Origin of the sequence: Pseudomonas sp. NPDC089554 (assembly GCF_050280645.1) — a bacterium.
Lineage (GTDB): Bacteria > Pseudomonadota > Gammaproteobacteria > Pseudomonadales > Pseudomonadaceae > Aquipseudomonas.
On the sequence record NZ_JBNNVR010000103.1, the window covers coordinates 1 to 17,713 of the forward strand.

Genomic DNA, 17,713 nt, shown 5'->3' on the forward strand with positions numbered 1-17,713 from the left:
CCAAACCCTTGCCAGCCATGGCTTACAGCCCCGAAAACGCTCAAGAACAGGCGATGATGCTCGACGTCACCGCCGAGCTGCACAACCTGCGCCGCGCCGGCAAGGACATCATGTTCGAAGGCGCCCAGGGCTCGCTGCTGGACATCGACCACGGCACCTACCCGTACGTCACCAGCTCCAACACCACTGCCGGCGGTATCTCCACCGGTTCCGGCGTTGGCCCGATGTACCTCGACTACATCCTCGGCATCACCAAGGCCTACACCACCCGCGTAGGTTCCGGCCCGTTCCCGACCGAGCTGTTCGACGAAACCGGCGCCACCCTGGCCAAGCGTGGCCATGAGTTCGGCTCCACCACCGGTCGCGCTCGTCGCTGCGGCTGGTTCGACGCCGTGATCCTGCGTCGCGCCATCGACGTCAACAGCATCTCGGGTATCTGCCTGACCAAGCTGGACGTGCTGGACGGCCTGGAAACCATCAACATCTGCGTGGGCTACAAGAACGAGAACGGCGCTGTCATCGACGCGCCTTCCGATGCCGACAGCTACATCGGCCTGGAGCCGGTATACGAAGAGATGCCGGGCTGGAGCGAGTCGACCGTGGGCGTGAAAGCCCTGGAAGAGCTGCCAGCCAATGCGCGTGCCTACATCAAGCGCATCGAAGAGCTGGTCGGCGCCCCGATCGACATCATCTCTACCGGCCCGGACCGCAACGAGACCATCGTGCTGCGTCATCCGTTCGCCTGATCTGCGCTTTTAAAGGCTGATCGAACGCCGCGCTCCCGAAAAGGGGCGCGGCGTTTTTCATTCTGGTGCGGGCACTGCTGCACCTTGTCAGGTATCCACTTGTTTTAGGCACAACCCTTGCTGTAAGAATGTTCTGTAGATGCCATCAAAGTAATGGCGCCAGAAACACGGGGGTTTAACGTGTCTGCCATCCTCTCTCTGTTACGAAGCCGCCTCCTGCGGCCTGTTTTTGTTGCACTCGGTATCGCTCTTTTGGTGCAGGTGCTGGTGGCCGTCGCGCTGACAAGGAGCACTGTCACCGCGCTCGAAGCGGACTTGGGCGAGCGTCTGGGCGCCGACACCCGCAAGCTGGCTGGCGAACTCGATCAAGCCAGTCAGGACGTGCGTTCCGGCCTCGACAGCCTTTCCGCCAGCACCCGCCAGCGCTTGAGCGCGGGGCTCTCCTCGCGTTTGGAAAGCGAACAGCAGCAGCTGCGCGCGACGCTGGAGAAAAACCTCAAGGATTCGGCCAACGACATGGCCGAGCTGCTGGCCTCGGTGGCGCCCAGGGCGATCTGGGACAACGACGTCCCGACCCTCTCCGATTTCGCCCGACGCGCCCAGCGCAACCCCAACGTGCTGTTCGTGATCTATGACGATGCCCAAGGCGAGCATTTGACGCGTTACCTGAACCGTCAAAATCCCATCAACCAGGCGTTGATGGAGAAGGGCGAGGGTGAGCGTGCGCTGGACAAAGTGCTGAGTGCCGCACGCAAAGACCCTGCGGTGTACTTCGTCGAGGCTTCCATCAGCCCCAATGGCGCGGAAATCGGCAAGGTGATCATGGGCGTCTCCACCGCTTCGGTGGAGCAGGAGCTCAAGGCTCTCGACGAGCGCTTCGCCACCTTGATCGCCAGCGGCGATCAACTGGTGGGCGAGAGCCTGGGTGCGGCCTCCGCCGATACCGGTGCGGCCTTGCGTGCGCGCCTGGAAACGGCGCAGAACAGCGCTACCGCCATGCAGGCCAATACCGCACAGACCGTGCGCGAGGCGGCGGGCGACCTGCGCTGGCGCATCGGTGTCGGTCTGGTGCTGGTGGGGCTGGGTGTGCTGCTGGTGGTCGCCGTGGTGCTGGGGCGTCGAGTGGTCAGTAAGTTGCGCCTGCTGATCGCGGCGCTCGATGACCTGGCTGCTGGTGAAGGTGACCTGACCAAGCGCGTTGCCCTCGACAGCCGCGACGAGATTGGCGACATGGCCTCGTCGGTCAACCGCTTCGTCGACAAACTGCAGCCTATCGTGCGCGAGGCTGGTGAAGTGGCCCAGCGTACCGGCGTAGAGATCGACACCATGGCTCAGCACAACGCTGGCGCCGATGCCGCTGCCGCGTTGCAGCGCGATGAAGTGGCCGCCAGCCTGCGTGACCTCTCCAGCATGGCCGACGAGGCCCAAGCTGAAAGCCATGCGATGCAGGCTGCCTTGCAGCAGGTGGTGGATATTCGCCAGGCCACCGACGAGAACAGCCAGGCTACTACGCAGCTGGCCGGGTTGATCGAGAACCTGGCTGGGCAGGTGGAAACCGGCTCCCAGGTGATCGAGCGCCTGGCCAAGCAGAGCGAGCAGATCGAGGTGGTGCTGACGGTCATCCATGGCATTGCCGAGCAGACCAACCTGCTGGCGCTCAACGCCGCCATCGAAGCGGCCCGCGCCGGCGAGACCGGCCGCGGTTTCGCCGTGGTGGCGGACGAAGTGCGGGCGCTGGCCAGCAAGACCCAGAGCTCGACGGGCGATATCCAGGAACATATCGCCGCGTTGCAGAAGGGGGCCAAGGAAGCGGTGGCAACCATCAGCCAGGCGGGTATCAAGGCCAGTGAGGGGTTGGTGGTGCTGCGCGACAACGAGCGCCGCCAGCAGTCCGTGCAGGTGGCGGTAGAGCAGGTGCACGCGGCGATCGGCCTGGCAACCCGCGCCGCCGAGCAGCAGGCCCATGGCGCCCAGGCCGTACGTGGCCGGGTGGAGAACATCCATGCCCAGGCCGAGCGGTCGGCCCAGGTGGTGATGCAAACCACGGCCAGCAGCAAGGTGCTGGACGACCTGGCCGCGCAATTGCGCGCAAGCCTCGGGCAGTTCCGGGCATAACGCAAAAGGGCCGCAGTGCGGCCCTTTTTTTACGCCTTGTTCAGGTACATCCGTGTAGTCAGCAGATACACCGGCAACCCCGAAACCACGATCAACAGCGCTGCATAAGGCGCCGCCGCGGCGAACTCCACGTTGGCGGTGTGCGCCCAGACCTCGGTGGCCAGGGTGGTCATGCCGGTCGGGCTGAGCAGCAAGGTTGCGGTCAGCTCCTTCATGGCATCGAGGAACACCAGTGCGAAGGCGGCGGCCAGCGCCGGGAAAATGATCGGCAGGGTCACCCGGCAGAACGCCGAGAAGCTGCTGGCGCCCAAGGTGCGCGCAGCTTCCTCGAGACTCGGCGAGGCCTTGTTCAATGCCGTGCGCACCGGTGCCTGGGCCAGGGGCAGGAATAGCAGGGCATAGGCCAGGATCAGCAGGGCCGTGGTCTGGTACAGCGCTGGCACGTAGTGCAGGGCGAAGAACACCAGCGTCAGTGCGATCACCAGCCCCGGCAGCGCATGCAGCAGGTAAGGCAGTCGCTCGGCCCAGATCGCCAGGCGGCCCTTGTAGCGCACCACCAGGAAGCTGATGGGCAAGGCCAGCAACACACAGAAGCCTGCGCCACCCAAGGATACCGACAACGAGGTCAGCAGCGCCTTGCTGATGTCCGCTACCGGAAACGCCGCCGACGAACCGACGCTCAGCCAGTACCCCAGCATGGCCAGTGGAATGCCGCTCCCCAGCACCGCGAGGCCCACGCAGAACAGCTGCGCCGGTAGGCTCCAGCCGCGCAGCCGCAAGGGCTGTGCGCGACGGGCCACACCCTGGCCGATGCGCACATGGCGCGCCTTGCCGCGCACACGCAGTTCCAGCCAGAGCATCACCAGGCACAGCGCCAGCAGCACGGCCGAGAGCATGGCAGCGTTGGCATTGCTGAACTCCAGCTCGAATTGCTGGTAGATCGCCGTGGTGAAGGTTTGCAGGCCGAGGATCGACAGCGCACCGAATTCCACCAGCATATGCAGGGCAATCAACAGCGCGCCGCCGAGCATCGATGGCCACAGCAAGGGCAGGGTGACCTTGGTGAACACGCCCCAGCGGCCATGGCCCAGGGTGCGTGCGGACTCCTCCAGGGAGGTGTCGAGGTTGCGCAAGGTGGCGGCCACCGGCAGGAATACCAGCGGGTACTTGGACAGCGCCATCACCAGGATCGCCCCGCCCAGGCCTTCGAAGTCCGAGCTCAGCGACACCCAGGTGAAACTGCTGACGAACGAGGGCACCGCGAAGGGCAGGCACAGCACCACGCCCCACAGGCGTCGGCCACGCAAGTCGCTACGCTCGAGCAGCCAGGCCAACGCCAGGCCGACCACCATGCACACCAAGGTGACGCCCACCATCAACATCAGGGTGTTGCGTAGCAGGCCCCAGACGAAAGGACGCCAGAGCAGCCGCAGGGCTTCGTGCCAGCCGGCCTGCCAGGCCTTGATGGCCACGTAGGCCAAGGGCAGCAGGCTCATCGCTACCAGAAACAGCACGGGCAGCACCACCCATACCGAGGGGCGTTTGCGGCGCGGCACGAAACGTACCTGCGCAGGTTGGGGTACGGCGGCGGTCATCAGAGCAGGCCGACCTCGCGTTCAAGCTCGATCGCTTCCTCGGCATTGCCAAGGTCCGCCGGCGAGATCTTCGGTGGGCGCAGGTCTTCGAACGGCTTCAGGCCGCGGTCCGAGACCATGCCCTTGTGCAGCGGGTACTCGGCGGTGGTCTGGGTGATCACGCGCTGGCCTTCCTCGCTGGCCATCCAGTTGAGCAGGGCCTGGGCCTCCTTCGGATGCTTGCTGGCCTTGACCACGGCAGCGCCGGAAATGGTGACCAGGTTGCCGGCATCGCCATCAGCCAGGTAATAAAGCTTGGAGTCCAGCTTGCCGCGCTCGCGCTCGAGCGCATACCAGTAGTAGTTGTTCACCAGCACGGCAGCCACTTCGCCTTTTTCCACGGCCTTGAGGGCAACCATGTTGTTGGTGTAGGTCTTGCCGAAGGCTTTCAGGCCGGTCAGCCATTCCTCGGTGGCTTCGCGCCCGTGCATCTTCAGGATGGCCACGGCCTGTTCCTGGAACGCGCCGCTGGTGGGTACGTAGCCGACGCGCCCATCCCACTCGGGGTTGGCGAAGTCCATGACCGTGGTCGGCAGGTCTTTCTCGTCGATCTTCTTGGGGTTGAACACCACGATGCGCGTGCGAGCGGTGATGCCCATCCAGGTGCCGTTGGCGCCCACGTACTCCTTGGGCACCATGTTCGCGGTGGCGTCGTCGATCTTCGCCAGCAGGCCCAGCTCGCCCAGGTTGTTCAGCGGCGGGGACTCTTCGGTGTAGATCAGGTCGGCCGGCGAGCGCGCGCCTTCCTCGATGATCTGGCTGGCCAGCTGGTTGCTGCTGCCTTTGCGGATATTGATATGGATGCCGGTCTTGGCCTCGTAGGCCTTGGCGATAGCGTCGCCAATTTCCTTGTGCTGGCCGTTGTACAGGGTCAGCGCGACCGGTTCGTCTGCCAGGGCGGCCGGTGCACCGATCACCAGGCCAAGGATGGCGGCGGCCAGGGTACGCATCAGCGGTTTCGGGCGGATCGTCATGCGGGTACTTCCTCGCTTACGGCTACATATTTAGTAACAATGGTAAACGAAATCGTTTCTCATGTGGCCGCATGAAGGAAATTTCAGTAGCAGACTATCGACGTAGGCGTGTCGTCGAAGCGAGAGGGGAGAGGGGCAATGAAAAATCGCGGGCAAGAAAAAACCCACTAGCAAGCTAGTGGGTTTTTATATGGTGCCCAGGAGAAGACTCGAACTTCCACGACCGTTAAGTCACTGATACCTGAAACCAGCGCGTCTACCAATTCCGCCACCTGGGCAAAGCTTTTACATCTACAGCATGAATCGTGTTGCTGAATGACAGATGACTCTGCTATCTATCACTCGAAATTTTTGGTGCCCAGGAGAAGACTCGAACTTCCACGACCGTTAAGTCACTGATACCTGAAACCAGCGCGTCTACCAATTCCGCCACCTGGGCACACTTGTCGAGACCACATGATGCTTTACAACATCGTTCATCTCAACTACAACGTCGGGGGTGTCCGTCGTCGTGGTGCGCACTATACGGATGCCCCTGGGGGGCTGTAAAGCCCCGAATCGAAAAAAATCTCAAAAAATTCAACTTGTTGATTCCGTGAGCCTTCTTGCGCACCGCCAGCCTCCTACGGGGCTGTCCAAGGCTGAAATTTCCGGTTTCAATACGCCTATGCCAAACTTCTTCTCTATATACACCAAGGTGAACCCCTCCTGATGGCCGATTGGCAATCCCTCGATCCCGAGGCCGCCCGCGAAGCGGAAAAATACGAGAACCCCATTCCCAGCCGCGAGCTGATCCTGCAGCGCCTTGCCGACCGCGGCGAGCCGGCTGCGCGCGAGGAGCTGGCCGCGGAGTTCAACCTCTTCGAGGAAGACCAGATCGAAGCCCTGCGCCGCCGCCTGCGTGCCATGGAGCGTGACGGCCAGCTGATCTATACCCGGCGCGGCACCTATGCCCCGGTAGACAAGCTGGACCTGATCTGCGGGCGGGTCTCGGGCCATCGCGACGGTTTCGGCTTCCTCATTCCCGATGATGGCAGCGAAGACCTGTTCCTCAGCCCCGCGCAAATGCGCCTGGTATTCGACGGTGACCGCGCCTTGGCGCGTGTGTCGGGTGTCGACCGCCGCGGTCGTCGCGAAGGTGCGCTGGTGGAGATCATCTCCCGCGCCCACGAAAGCGTGGTAGGTCGTTACTTCGAAGAAGGCGACATCGGCTACGTAACCCCAGACAACCCGAAGATCCAGCAGGAAGTGCTGGTGACCGCCGGGCGTAACGGCGGTGCGAAGATTGGCCAGTTCGTCGAGATCAAGATCACCCATTGGCCCACCCCGCGCTTCCAGCCCCAGGGTGATGTGGTCGAAGTGATCGGCAACTACATGGCCCCCGGCATGGAAATCGACGTTGCCCTGCGCAGCTACGACATTCCACACGTCTGGCCTCAGGATGTGATCAAGGAAGCGCGCAAGTTCCGCTCCGAGGTGGAAGAGAAGGACAAGGAAAAGCGCATCGACCTGCGCCACCTGAACTTCGTCACCATCGACGGTGAAGACGCCCGCGACTTCGACGATGCCGTCTATTGCGAGCCTTTGGGCAAGCTGCGGGTGTTCTCCGGCGGCTGGCGCCTGTACGTGGCGATCGCTGACGTCTCCAGCTACGTGCGCCTGGGTTCGGCCCTGGACGTTGAGGCCCAGCAACGCGGCAACTCGGTGTACTTCCCCGAGCGCGTGGTACCGATGCTGCCGGAAGAGCTGTCCAACGGCCTGTGCTCGCTGAACCCGCACGTCGACCGTTTGGCGATGGTCTGCGAAATGACCATCAACAAGTCTGGCCAGATGGTCGACTACCAGTTCTATGAAGGAGTCATCCACTCCCACGCGCGCCTGACCTACAACAAGGTCAGCAACATGCTCGAGCATGGCCGCACCCGCGAAGGCAAGGCCCTGCGCGAGGAGTACAGCGCGGTGCTGCCGGACCTCAAGCACCTCTATGCCCTGTACAAGGTGCTGGTCGACGCCCGCCACACTCGCGGCGCGATCGACTTCGAAACCCAGGAAACCCGCATCATCTTCGGTGAAGACCGCAAGATCGACGAAATTCGTCCGACCGTGCGCAACGACGCCCACAAGCTGATCGAGGAATGCATGCTGGCGGCCAACGTCGCCACCGCCGAGTTCCTGCAAAAGCACAACGTGCCGGCGCTGTACCGCGTGCACGATGGCCCGCCGCCAGAGCGCCTGGAAAAGCTGCGCGCCTTCCTGGGCGAGCTGGGCTTGAGCCTGCACAAGGGCAAGGACCCATCGCCGAAGGACTACCAGGCACTGCTGGCGAGCATCGCCGGGCGCCCGGATTTCCACCTGATCCAGACCGTCATGCTGCGCTCGCTGAGCCAGGCGGTGTACAGCGTCGAGAACAACGGCCACTTCGGCCTGAACTACGAGGCCTACACCCACTTCACCTCGCCGATTCGCCGCTACCCGGACCTGCTGGTGCACCGCGCCATTCGCAGCGTCATCCGCTCCAAGGTGGAAACCCCGCACGTCAAGCGTGCCGGCGCCATGAGCATTCCCAAGGCGCGTATCTACCCCTACGACGAGAACACCCTCGAGCAGATGGGCGAGCAGTGCTCGATGACCGAGCGGCGCGCCGACGAAGCCACCCGCGACGTGGTCAACTGGCTCAAGTGCGAATACATGCGTGACCGCGTGGGCGAGACCTTCCCAGGCGTGATCACCGCGGTGACCGGTTTCGGCCTGTTCATCGAACTGACCGACATCTACGTGGAAGGCCTGGTGCACGTCAGTGCGCTGCCCGGCGACTACTACCACTTCGACCCTGTGCACCATCGCCTTGCGGGCGAGCGCACCGGTCGCAGCTTCCGCCTGGGCGACTCGATCGAAGTCAAGGTCATGCGCGTCGATCTCGAGCAGCGCAAGATCGACTTCGAGCTTTCCGAGGCCGCGATCAAGGCCCCGGTGGGCCGCAAGCAGCAGGGCGCTTCGAAACCTGACGCCGCTGCGGGGCCCGCCCCGGAAACCGCGCGCGCCACGCCCAAGCCGCGCAGCTGCAAAAGCGAAGCCGCCGACGCCTATTTCCCCAAGGACGCCGTGCAACGCAACGCCGAGGTGCGCAAGAGCCGCGAAATGAAGAAGGCGCTGATGAGCGATGCGCGCCACAGCAATGCCAGCGGCAAGTCGGACAAGGGCGCGAAATCGTCCTCCGGCAAGCCGACCAAGCATCGCAAGGGGCCGTCGAGGTCGGGTGCGCCACGTAAGGGCAAGAACAAGTCATGAGTCAGTTGGAAAAAATCTACGGCGTGCATGCGGTGCAGGCGTTGCTGCAGCACCATCCCAAACGGGTCAAGCAGATCTGGCTGTCGGAAGGGCGCAGCGAGCCGCGCCTCCAGGCCTTGCTGGCGCTGGCCGCGGAGTACCGCGTACCGGTCGGCCAGGCCGAGCGCCGTGAGCTGGACGCCTGGGTCGAAGGCGTGCACCAGGGCGTTGTGGCTGAAGTCAGCCCGAGCCAGGTGTGGGGCGAGGCGATGCTCGAGGAGTTGCTCGAACGCACCGAGACGCCGCCGCTGATCCTGGTACTCGATGGCGTCACCGACCCGCACAACCTTGGCGCCTGCCTGCGCACCGCCGATGCTGCCGGGGCTACGGCAGTGGTGATTCCCAAGGACAAGTCGGCCACTCTCACCGGTGTGGTGCGCAAGGTCGCCTGTGGCGCTGCTGAAGTGATTCCGCTGGTGGCCGTGACCAATCTCTCGCGGACCCTGGAAAAGCTCCAGCAGCGCGGGTTGTGGGTGGTTGGTACTGCTGGCGAAGCCGAGCAGGAAATCTACCAGCAGGACCTCACCGGCCCGCTGGTGATGATCATGGGCGCCGAAGGCAAGGGCATGCGCCGCTTGACTCGCGAGCATTGCGACTTCCTGGTGAAGCTGCCGATGGCGGGTAGTGTCAGCAGCCTGAACGTGTCGGTGGCCACCGGGGTTTGCCTGTTCGAGGCGGTACGTCAGCGTCAGGCCAAGCGCTGATTTTCTTATAGCGGCGTCGTCCTTTTCGTAGGTTCACCGGCGAAAAGGACGCCGCCGTTTTCACACGTGTCTGGAATATGTTTCCGGCTGTTCAAATAATCGCCAATCGCCTTGCTTGTGTGCCCGGCCTTCTCTACAATTGCGCCCCTTGCCGAGCGGGCAGGTGCGCATGTGCCTTCCCTCAAAGCAAGACACACAGTGTCATTCACTCCTTGTCTGACCAGATTCGCTGGCAGACTACTAACCCGTAAGGAGCATTCATGCGTCATTACGAAATCATCTTCCTGGTCCACCCGGATCAGAGCGAGCAAGTCGGCGGCATGGTCGAGCGTTACACCAAGCTGATCGAAGAAGATGGTGGCAAGATCCACCGCCTGGAAGACTGGGGCCGTCGTCAACTGGCCTACGCCATCAACAACGTTCACAAGGCTCACTACGTGATGCTGAACGTTGAGTGCTCGGGCAAAGCCCTGGCCGAGCTGGAAGACAACTTCCGCTACAACGATGCCGTAATCCGTAACCTGGTCATCCGTCGCGACGAGGCCGTCACTGGCCAGTCCGAGATGCTGAAGGCCGAAGAGAACCGCAGTGAGCGCCGTGAGCGTCGCGAGCGTCCTGAGCATGCTGACTCCGCCGATGGCGACGACAGCAATGACAGCGACAACAGCGATAACGCTGACGAGTAATCCACGGACCTTTAAGGAGCCTATTACATGGCACGTTTCTTCCGTCGTCGTAAATTCTGCCGCTTCACTGCTGAAGACGTGAAAGAGATCGACTTCAAAGATCTCAACACCCTGAAAGCTTACGTATCCGAAACCGGCAAGATCGTTCCGAGCCGTATCACTGGTACCAAGGCTCGTTATCAGCGTCAGCTGGCCACCGCTATCAAGCGCGCCCGCTTCCTGGCCCTGCTGCCCTACACCGACAGCCACGGCCGCTGAGACCGGGTCGTCGACAAGAAGTAAGGGATAGGCATGCGAGCGTTGGCTGATTTCATCATGCGCGGTCGCGTGCAGGCCACTGTAGTGGTGGCCGGTTGTGCGGCATTGCCGCTGTTGTTCTGGTTGAGTGCTGCCGCTGCGAGCCTGGTGTTCCTGCGGCATGGTTTCAAGGACGCACGCTCGGTCATCGTCTGGGGCATCTTGCCCGCGGTGGCTTGGTGGGTTTTCGGCGAGCCGCGCACCTTGATGGTGTTGCTGGGTACGCTGGGGCTGGCTGCGCTGTTGCGCGCCGGGCATTCCTGGAACCGGGTGCTGTTGTCCAGCATCGCCCTGGGCCTGTTGTACGGTGTCATCCTTGGTTCAGTGTTCCAGGAACCGATCGAAGCTCTGGCGCGAGCGCTTGAAAAAGCCCTGCCGCAGATGCTCGGCGGCCTCTACCAGCAGTTGTCGGTAGAGGAACAGGGACACTTGGCGGGGCTCATCGTACCGGTGCTCAACGGCCTGATCGCGGCCTTGTTGCAAGCTGTCAGTGTGTTGGCCCTGATGTTGGGGCGCTACTGGCAGGCCAAGTTGTACAACCCGGGAGGTTTCGGCCGCGAGTTTCAGGCGGTGCGGATTCCTCTGATGCCAGCGCTGCTGTTGCTGGCGTGCATGCTGTTTGGCCCGAACTTCGGTTCCGGCTTGGCACTGCTCACGCCGCTGTGCAGCGTGCCACTCATGTTCGCGGGCATTGCCCTGATGCATGGGCTGGTGGCGCAGAAACGCCTGGCCAAGTTCTGGCTGGTGGGGTTGTACGTGACGCTGGTGCTGTTCATGCAGCTGACGTATCCGTTACTCGTGGTTTTGGCCGTTGTCGACAGCCTGATTGATTTTCGCGGTCGCAAGTCGCCCAAGGGTGACGACTCCGCGAACGGTGAAGGTTAAAAGTTAAGAGGTTTTACCAAATGGAACTGATCCTGCTGGAAAAAGTCGCCAACCTGGGCAACCTGGGCGACAAAGTTAAAGTTAAAGCCGGTTACGGCCGTAACTTCCTGCTGCCATTCGGCAAGGCCACCGTTGCCAACGCCGCCAACCTGGCTGCGTTCGAAGAGCGTCGTGCCGAGCTGGAAAAAGCTGCTGCCGAGAAGAAGTCGTCGGCTGAAAGCCGCGCTGCTCAACTGGCTGAGCTGGAAGTCACCATCACCGCCACCGCTGGCGATGAAGGCAAGCTGTTCGGTTCGATCGGCACCCACGACATCGCTGACGCCCTGACCGCCTCCGGCGTTGAAGTGGCCAAGGCTGAAGTTCGTCTGCCGAACGGCACCATCCGTCAGGTTGGCGAATACGACGTAGCCGTGCACCTGCACAGCGACGTCGAAGCCACCGTACGTGTGGTCGTCGTTGCAGCCTAAGCTGTAGCCATCGGTTGGCTCCTAGGGTTTGTACGAAAAGTCGCCGAGCGGCGATCCTGCAAGGCGAAAACAGGCGAGGAAGCGGAGTTGACTGGTTGTCAATGAGCATTCCGAGCCTGTTTTCAACGCAGCAGGATCGTCGCGCAGGCACTTTTCGTGCAAAGCCTGGCGGGCCAGCTGGTAACATCGGGCACGGCCCTGCCTCGCGCAGGCCGTGCCCTTTGTTTTTTCATCCCCCCAGAATTCATTCGTGGCCATGAACGAGATCACCCATCCCGAACAGCTCGACCTGCAAACCGCTGCGCTGAAGGTGCCGCCGCATTCCATCGAGGCCGAACAGGCCGTGCTCGGTGGCCTGCTGCTGGAAAACGGTGCTTGGGAGCGGGTGCTGGACCAGGTGTCGGATGGCGATTTCTACCGGCATGACCACCGCCTGATCTTCCGTGCCATCCACAAGCTGGCCGACCTGAACCAGCCGTTCGACGTGGTCACCCTGCACGAGCAGTTGGAGAAAGAAGGCCTGTCGACTCAGATCGGCGGCCTGGCGTACCTGGCTGAACTGGCCAAGAACACGCCATCGGTGGCGAACATCAAGGCCTATGCGGCGATCATTCGCGAGCGTGCGACGCTGCGCCAGTTGATCAGCATCAGTACCGACATCGCCGACAACGCCTTCAACCCCCAGGGCCGCAATGCCGAGGAAATCCTCGACGACGCCGAACGGCAGATCTTCCAGATCGCCGAAGCGCGCCCCAAGACCGGTGGCCCGGTAGGCGTGAACGACCTGCTGACCCTGGCCATCGACCGCATCGACACGCTGTTCAACTCCGACAGTGACATCACCGGCGTTTCCACCGGCTTCACCGACCTGGACGAAAAGACCAGCGGCTTGCAGGCCGCCGACCTGGTCATCGTCGCGGGGCGTCCGTCGATGGGCAAGACCACGTTTGCCATGAACCTGGTTGAAAACGCCGTGTTGCGCAGCGACAAGGTGGTACTGGTGTTCTCCCTCGAGATGCCCGGTGAATCGCTGGTAATGCGTATGCTCTCGTCGCTGGGGCGTATCGACCAGACCAAGGTGCGTTCCGGCCAGCTGGACGACGATGACTGGCCGCGCCTGACCTCGGCGGTGAACCTGCTCAACGACCGCAAGCTGTTCATCGACGATACCGCCGGCATCAGCCCCTCGGAGATGCGCGCGCGTACTCGCCGCTTGGCGCGTGAGCACGGCGAGATCGGCCTGATCATGGTCGACTACCTCCAGTTGATGCAGATCCCGGGTTCTGCGGGCGACAACCGTACCAACGAAATTTCCGAGATCTCCCGCTCGCTCAAGGCCCTGGCCAAGGAATTCAACTGCCCGGTCATCGCCCTGTCGCAGCTCAACCGCTCCCTGGAGCAGCGCCCGAACAAGCGCCCGGTCAACTCCGACTTGCGTGAATCCGGTGCAATCGAGCAGGACGCCGACGTGATCATGTTCGTCTACCGCGACGAGGTGTATCACCCCGAGACCGAGCACAAGGGCGTGGCCGAGATCATCATCGGTAAACAGCGTAACGGCCCTATCGGCTTCGTGCGCTTGGCGTTCATCGGCAAGTACACCCGCTTCGAGAACTTGGCGCCTGGGATGTACAACTTCGACGACGACGAATAGCGAGCCACCATAACTCCTGTAGGAGCGGGCTTGCCCGCGAAGCAGGCGCTACGGTGTATGGCCGGGGCTTTGCCCCGGTTCGCGGGCAAGCCCGCTTATACAGGTGCAATGCAAACCTCAAGGCAGAACCGCACAGGGTTCGCCGAAGCGTTGAAGAATCCGACCTCTGCCGTCGGATTTGGTCAAAATTTGTGCTATATTCCGCGCCCGCGATTTCCCTGCACACCAGAACCGGTCACTGACATGCACGCAGCCAAACCACTCTACGACTATCCCAAGTACTGGGCCGAATGCTTCGGGCCAGCGCCATTCCTGCCGATGAGCCGGGAAGAGATGGATCAGCTCGGCTGGGATTCCTGCGACATCATCATCGTGACCGGCGACGCCTACGTCGATCACCCGTCGTTCGGCATGGCCATCATTGGCCGCCTGCTGGAAGCCCAGGGCTTTCGCGTAGGCATCATCGCCCAGCCGAACTGGCAGTCGAAGGACGACTTCATGAAGCTCGGCGAGCCGAACCTGTTCTTCGGGGTCGCGGCCGGCAACATGGACTCGATGATCAACCGCTACACCGCGGACAAGAAAATCCGTTCCGACGACGCCTACACCCCCGGCGGCCTGGCCGGCAGCCGACCTGACCGTGCCAGCCTGGTGTACAGCCAGCGCTGCAAGGAAGCCTACAAGCACGTGCCGATCGTGCTGGGCGGCATCGAGGCATCGCTGCGCCGCATCGCGCACTACGACTACTGGCAGGACAAGGTCCGCCATTCGATCCTGATCGATGCCTGCGCCGACATCCTGCTGTTCGGCAACGCCGAGCGCGCGGTGGTCGAGGTGGCCCAGCGCCTGTCCAATGGCGAGTCGATCGAGAGCATCAGCGACGTGCGCGGCACGGCGTTCATCCGTCGTGATACCCCGGAAGGCTGGTACGAGATCGACTCCACACGCATCGACCGCCCAGGCCGCGTCGACAAGATCATCAACCCCTATGTCAACACCCAGGACACCCAGGCCTGCGCCATCGAGCAGGCCAAGGGCGAGGTGGAAGACCCGAACGAAGCCAAGGTGGTGCAGATTCTCGACAGCCCGCGCATGACCCGCGAGAAGTCGGTGATCCGCCTGCCGTCGTTCGAGAAGGTGCGCAACGACCCAGTGCTGTACGCCCACGCCAACCGCGTGCTGCACCTGGAAACCAACCCCGGCAACGCCCGTGCCCTGGTGCAGAAACATGGCGAAGTGGATGTGTGGTTCAACCCGCCGCCCATTCCCATGACCACCGAGGAAATGGACTACGTGTTCGGCATGCCCTATGCGCGTGTGCCGCACCCGGCCTATGGCAAGGAGCGCATCCCGGCCTACGAGATGATTCGCTTCTCGGTGAACATCATGCGTGGCTGCTTCGGTGGCTGCACCTTCTGCTCGATTACCGAGCACGAAGGGCGGATCATCCAGAACCGTTCCCACGACTCGATCATCCGCGAGATCGAGGAGATGCGTGACAAGGTGCCGGGCTTCACCGGCGTGGTCTCCGACCTCGGCGGCCCCACCGCCAACATGTACCGCATCGCCTGCAAGAGCCAGGACATCGAGAAGCACTGCCGCAAGCCGTCGTGCGTGTTCCCGGGCATTTGCGAGAACCTCAACACCGACCACAGCTCGCTGATCGAGCTGTACCGCAAGGCGCGTGCACTGCCAGGGGTGAAGAAGATCCTGATCGCCTCGGGCCTGCGCTACGACCTGGCCGTGGAGTCGCCCGAGTACGTCAAGGAGCTGGTCACCCACCACGTGGGCGGTTACCTGAAGATTGCCCCGGAGCACACCGAGCGTGGCCCGCTGGACAAGATGATGAAGCCGGGCATCGGCAGCTACGACCGCTTCAAGCGCATGTTCGAGAAGTACTCGAAGGAGGCGGGCAAGGAGCAGTACCTGATCCCGTACTTCATCGCCGCGCACCCGGGCACTACCGACGAAGACATGATGAACCTGGCGCTGTGGCTCAAGGGCAATGGCTTCCGTGCCGACCAGGTGCAGGCGTTCTACCCGTCGCCCATGGCCTCGGCCACGGCTATGTACCACTCGGGCAAGAACCCGCTGCGCAAGGTCACCTACAAGAGCGAAGGCGTGGAGATCGTCAAGAGCGACGAGCAACGCCGGCTGCACAAGGCGTTCCTGCGCTACCACGACCCGAAGGGCTGGCCGATGCTGCGCGAGGCGCTGGAGCGCATGGGCCGTGCCGACCTGATCGGGCCTGGCAAACACCAGCTGATCCCGGCGCACCAGCCGCAGACCGACAGCTACCAGAGCGCGCGACGCAAGAACTCGACGCCCAGTGGCAGCCACAAGGTGGGCAAGGAACAGAAGATCCTTACCCAGCACACCGGCCTGCCACCGCGTGCCAGCGATGGCAGCAAACCGTGGGACAAGCGTGAGAAAGCCAAGGCCGATGCGTTCGCCCGCAACCAGCAGGCGGCCAAGGAGCGCAAGGAAGCAGCCAAGGGTGGCAAGGGCAAGAAGCCGCGCCAGCCGGTGATTCCGCGCTAAAACTGTGATCGTGGGGCTGCAAGGCAGCCCCGGCAACCGTCAGGTCAGTCAGGTTTCTTGTCGACCCACTTGGGCAACACCGGCGAGACGAAGTTATCCATCCCATCCAGCAGCTCGTCGGGCTGCTGCCCCAGCAACAGCATCGCCCGGTGCTGCGGCCTTACGAAACCTTCCTCGACGATATGGTCGAGGAACCCGCCAAGCTTTTCATAGAAGCCGTTGACGTCCAGCAACCCCAGCGGCTTGGCGTGATAGCCCAGTTGGCCCCAGGTCCACACCTCGAACAAATCTTCCAGCGTACCCAGCCCACCCGGCAGGGCGATGAAGGCATCGCTGAGCTCGGCCATGCGGGCCTTGCGCGCGTGCATGCCGTCCACCACTTCCAGGCGGCTCAGGCCCTTGTGGCCGATTTCGGCGTCCATCAGGCTCTGCGGGATGATGCCGACCACTTCGCCACCGGCTTGCAGGGCGGCATCGGCCACCGTGCCCATCAGCCCGACCGCACCACCGCCACAGACCAGCGTCAGGCCGCGTTGGGCAATGGCCTGGCCAAGCGCAATGGCCGCTTCACGATAGGCAGGGTTGGCGCCGATGCTAGCGCCGCAGAAGACACAGACGGAACGTACAGGCATTGCTTCTCTCCAGTGCTTTTCAACCCTTGCACGGGCAAGGGGCACACAGGGTAAGACGCAAGCCTGTCGCTTCCAAGGGGGTTCACTCAGGGCGGGAAAATTCGTGAACGGTAGTGCCGGTGGCACCGCACGCGTAGGCAGCCAAAAAACTGCGCATGAAATTTGCGAGGGACATGGCATTTGCTCCTAGAGTTAGAGGTTGTCCCATCGTCTATCAAGCAGGCATGATGTGCACTTAGATTGGTTGTATACAATCCATTGAACAAATCTACTGGCTGGCCACTGGCCGCCCCTTGACCCATGTCAGCGAGGGCGCCGGCGGCTTCAGGCAGTCTCGCAATTGATCAACCCTTCCAAGGAGATTCACGATGTTTGCGAAAGCCGTAGCGGTATCCCTCCTGACCCTGGCCAGCGCCTCTGTCTTCGCCGCCGAGTGCTCGGTGACAGTCGACTCGACCGACCAGATGTCCTTCAACACCAAGGAATTCACCGTCGACAAGAGCTGCAAGGAGTTCACCGTCAAGCTGACCCACTCCGGCAACCTGCCGAAGAACGTCATGGGCCATAACCTGGTGATCAGCAAGACCGCCGACATGCAGGCCATTGCCACCGAGGGCATGAGCCAGGGCATCGACAAGGGCTACCTGAAGGAAGACAACGCCAACATCATCGCCCACACCGCGATGATCGGCGCGCCGGAGAAAGAGACCGAGGTGAAGTTCGACACCTCCAAGCTGGAAGCCGGTGGCGACTACAGCTTCTTCTGCACCTTCCCAGGCCATATCGCGATGATGAAAGGCAAGGTCGTCGTCAAGTAAGAAAAGCCTGACCCAAACACTGTGGGAGCGGGTTTGCCCGCGAATGCTTTGGTGACATCACCGCCGCATTCGCGGGTAAACCCGCTCCCACAGGTGTTTTTAATGCGCCATCACGGCGCGAATGGCAGTTCGCGCTTGTGCTGGGTCTTGCGGTAGGTGTTGACGATGATGTCGAACGCCTCCTGATCCAGCGCCTCGCCATGCAGGAACGCGTCGATCTGCTGGTAGGTCAC

14 protein-coding genes, 2 tRNA genes and 2 pseudogenes are annotated in these 17,713 nt (G+C 62.5%); 12 read left to right on the forward strand and 6 right to left on the reverse strand.

Translation table 11 applies throughout. The features are described from left to right. The 3 genes and pseudogenes from ACQKPE_RS22525 to ACQKPE_RS22535 all read left to right on the forward strand — a co-directional run. On the forward strand, nucleotides 1-746 hold a 746-nt coding region (locus tag ACQKPE_RS22525), incomplete at its 5' end, for an adenylosuccinate synthetase (RefSeq protein ID WP_427668918.1). A gap of 996 nt (nucleotides 747-1,742) precedes the next feature. Then, nucleotides 1,743-1,955 (forward strand): annotated as a pseudogene (locus tag ACQKPE_RS22530) (methyl-accepting chemotaxis protein); the annotation flags it as partial. 201 nt (nucleotides 1,956-2,156) lie between these two features. Then, the gene (locus tag ACQKPE_RS22535; protein WP_427668929.1) at nucleotides 2,157-2,861 is read left to right on the forward strand and encodes a methyl-accepting chemotaxis protein; all 705 of its coding nucleotides are present in this window, start codon (nucleotides 2,157-2,159) and stop codon (nucleotides 2,859-2,861) included. Nucleotides 2,862-2,890: 29 nt separating this feature from the next. Here ACQKPE_RS22535 and ACQKPE_RS22540 read toward each other — a convergent pair whose 3' ends face one another. The 4 genes from ACQKPE_RS22540 to ACQKPE_RS22555 form a co-directional block, all read right to left on the reverse strand. Then, nucleotides 2,891-4,456, reverse strand: coding sequence for an ABC transporter permease (locus tag ACQKPE_RS22540; protein WP_427668919.1), 1,566 nt, complete (start codon nucleotides 4,454-4,456; stop codon nucleotides 2,891-2,893). Further along, complete coding sequence (locus ACQKPE_RS22545; protein ID WP_427668920.1) at nucleotides 4,456-5,469, reverse strand: extracellular solute-binding protein; 1,014 nt, start codon at nucleotides 5,467-5,469, stop codon at nucleotides 4,456-4,458. Before ACQKPE_RS22545 ends, ACQKPE_RS22540 begins: the two co-directional genes overlap by 1 nt. A 191-nt stretch (nucleotides 5,470-5,660) precedes the next feature. Beyond that, nucleotides 5,661-5,747, reverse strand: a tRNA-Leu gene (locus ACQKPE_RS22550). A gap of 74 nt (nucleotides 5,748-5,821) precedes the next feature. After that, a tRNA-Leu gene (locus ACQKPE_RS22555) sits at nucleotides 5,822-5,908 on the reverse strand. 272 nt (nucleotides 5,909-6,180) lie between these two features. Between ACQKPE_RS22555 and rnr the strand changes: the two genes are divergently transcribed. From rnr to ACQKPE_RS22595, 8 genes are all read left to right on the forward strand, one after another. Beyond that, nucleotides 6,181-8,757 carry a ribonuclease R gene (gene rnr, locus ACQKPE_RS22560; protein ID WP_427668921.1) on the forward strand — a complete coding sequence of 859 codons (2,577 nt, stop codon included), beginning with the start codon at nucleotides 6,181-6,183 and terminating at the stop codon, nucleotides 8,755-8,757. Next, on the forward strand, nucleotides 8,754-9,500 hold the full coding sequence (gene rlmB / locus ACQKPE_RS22565; protein WP_427668922.1) for a 23S rRNA (guanosine(2251)-2'-O)-methyltransferase RlmB: 747 nt from the start codon (nucleotides 8,754-8,756) through the stop codon (nucleotides 9,498-9,500). Before rnr ends, rlmB begins: the two co-directional genes overlap by 4 nt. Before the next feature lie 260 nt (nucleotides 9,501-9,760). After that, nucleotides 9,761-10,186 (forward strand): 30S ribosomal protein S6, encoded by a 426-nt coding sequence (gene rpsF, locus ACQKPE_RS22570; RefSeq protein ID WP_275639813.1) that lies wholly within the window; start codon nucleotides 9,761-9,763, stop codon nucleotides 10,184-10,186. 27 nt (nucleotides 10,187-10,213) lie between these two features. Beyond that, nucleotides 10,214-10,444, forward strand: coding sequence for a 30S ribosomal protein S18 (gene rpsR, locus ACQKPE_RS22575; RefSeq protein ID WP_003249563.1), 231 nt, complete (start codon nucleotides 10,214-10,216; stop codon nucleotides 10,442-10,444). Nucleotides 10,445-10,477: 33 nt separating this feature from the next. After that, a complete protein-coding gene (locus ACQKPE_RS22580) occupies nucleotides 10,478-11,368 on the forward strand; it encodes a hypothetical protein (protein WP_427668923.1) in 891 nt (296 codons plus the stop codon). A 20-nt stretch (nucleotides 11,369-11,388) separates the two neighbouring features. Further along, complete coding sequence (gene rplI, locus ACQKPE_RS22585; protein WP_427668924.1) at nucleotides 11,389-11,835, forward strand: 50S ribosomal protein L9; 447 nt, start codon at nucleotides 11,389-11,391, stop codon at nucleotides 11,833-11,835. A 256-nt stretch (nucleotides 11,836-12,091) separates the two neighbouring features. Next, nucleotides 12,092-13,489 carry a replicative DNA helicase gene (gene dnaB / locus ACQKPE_RS22590; protein ID WP_427668925.1) on the forward strand — a complete coding sequence of 466 codons (1,398 nt, stop codon included), beginning with the start codon at nucleotides 12,092-12,094 and terminating at the stop codon, nucleotides 13,487-13,489. Nucleotides 13,490-13,732: 243 nt separating this feature from the next. Then, the gene (locus ACQKPE_RS22595) at nucleotides 13,733-16,030 is read left to right on the forward strand and encodes a YgiQ family radical SAM protein (protein ID WP_427668926.1); all 2,298 of its coding nucleotides are present in this window, start codon (nucleotides 13,733-13,735) and stop codon (nucleotides 16,028-16,030) included. A gap of 44 nt (nucleotides 16,031-16,074) precedes the next feature. Here ACQKPE_RS22595 and ACQKPE_RS22600 read toward each other — a convergent pair whose 3' ends face one another. Beyond that, nucleotides 16,075-16,662 (reverse strand): TIGR00730 family Rossman fold protein, encoded by a 588-nt coding sequence (locus ACQKPE_RS22600; RefSeq protein WP_427668927.1) that lies wholly within the window; start codon nucleotides 16,660-16,662, stop codon nucleotides 16,075-16,077. A gap of 368 nt (nucleotides 16,663-17,030) precedes the next feature. On the opposite strand from ACQKPE_RS22600, the gene azu reads away from it, so the two are divergent. Next, nucleotides 17,031-17,480 (forward strand): azurin, encoded by a 450-nt coding sequence (gene azu, locus ACQKPE_RS22605; protein ID WP_427668928.1) that lies wholly within the window; start codon nucleotides 17,031-17,033, stop codon nucleotides 17,478-17,480. A 110-nt stretch (nucleotides 17,481-17,590) separates the two neighbouring features. On the opposite strand, the pseudogene nadE reads toward azu, so the two are convergent. Continuing rightward, nucleotides 17,591-17,713 (reverse strand): annotated as a pseudogene (gene nadE / locus ACQKPE_RS22610) (ammonia-dependent NAD(+) synthetase); the annotation flags it as partial.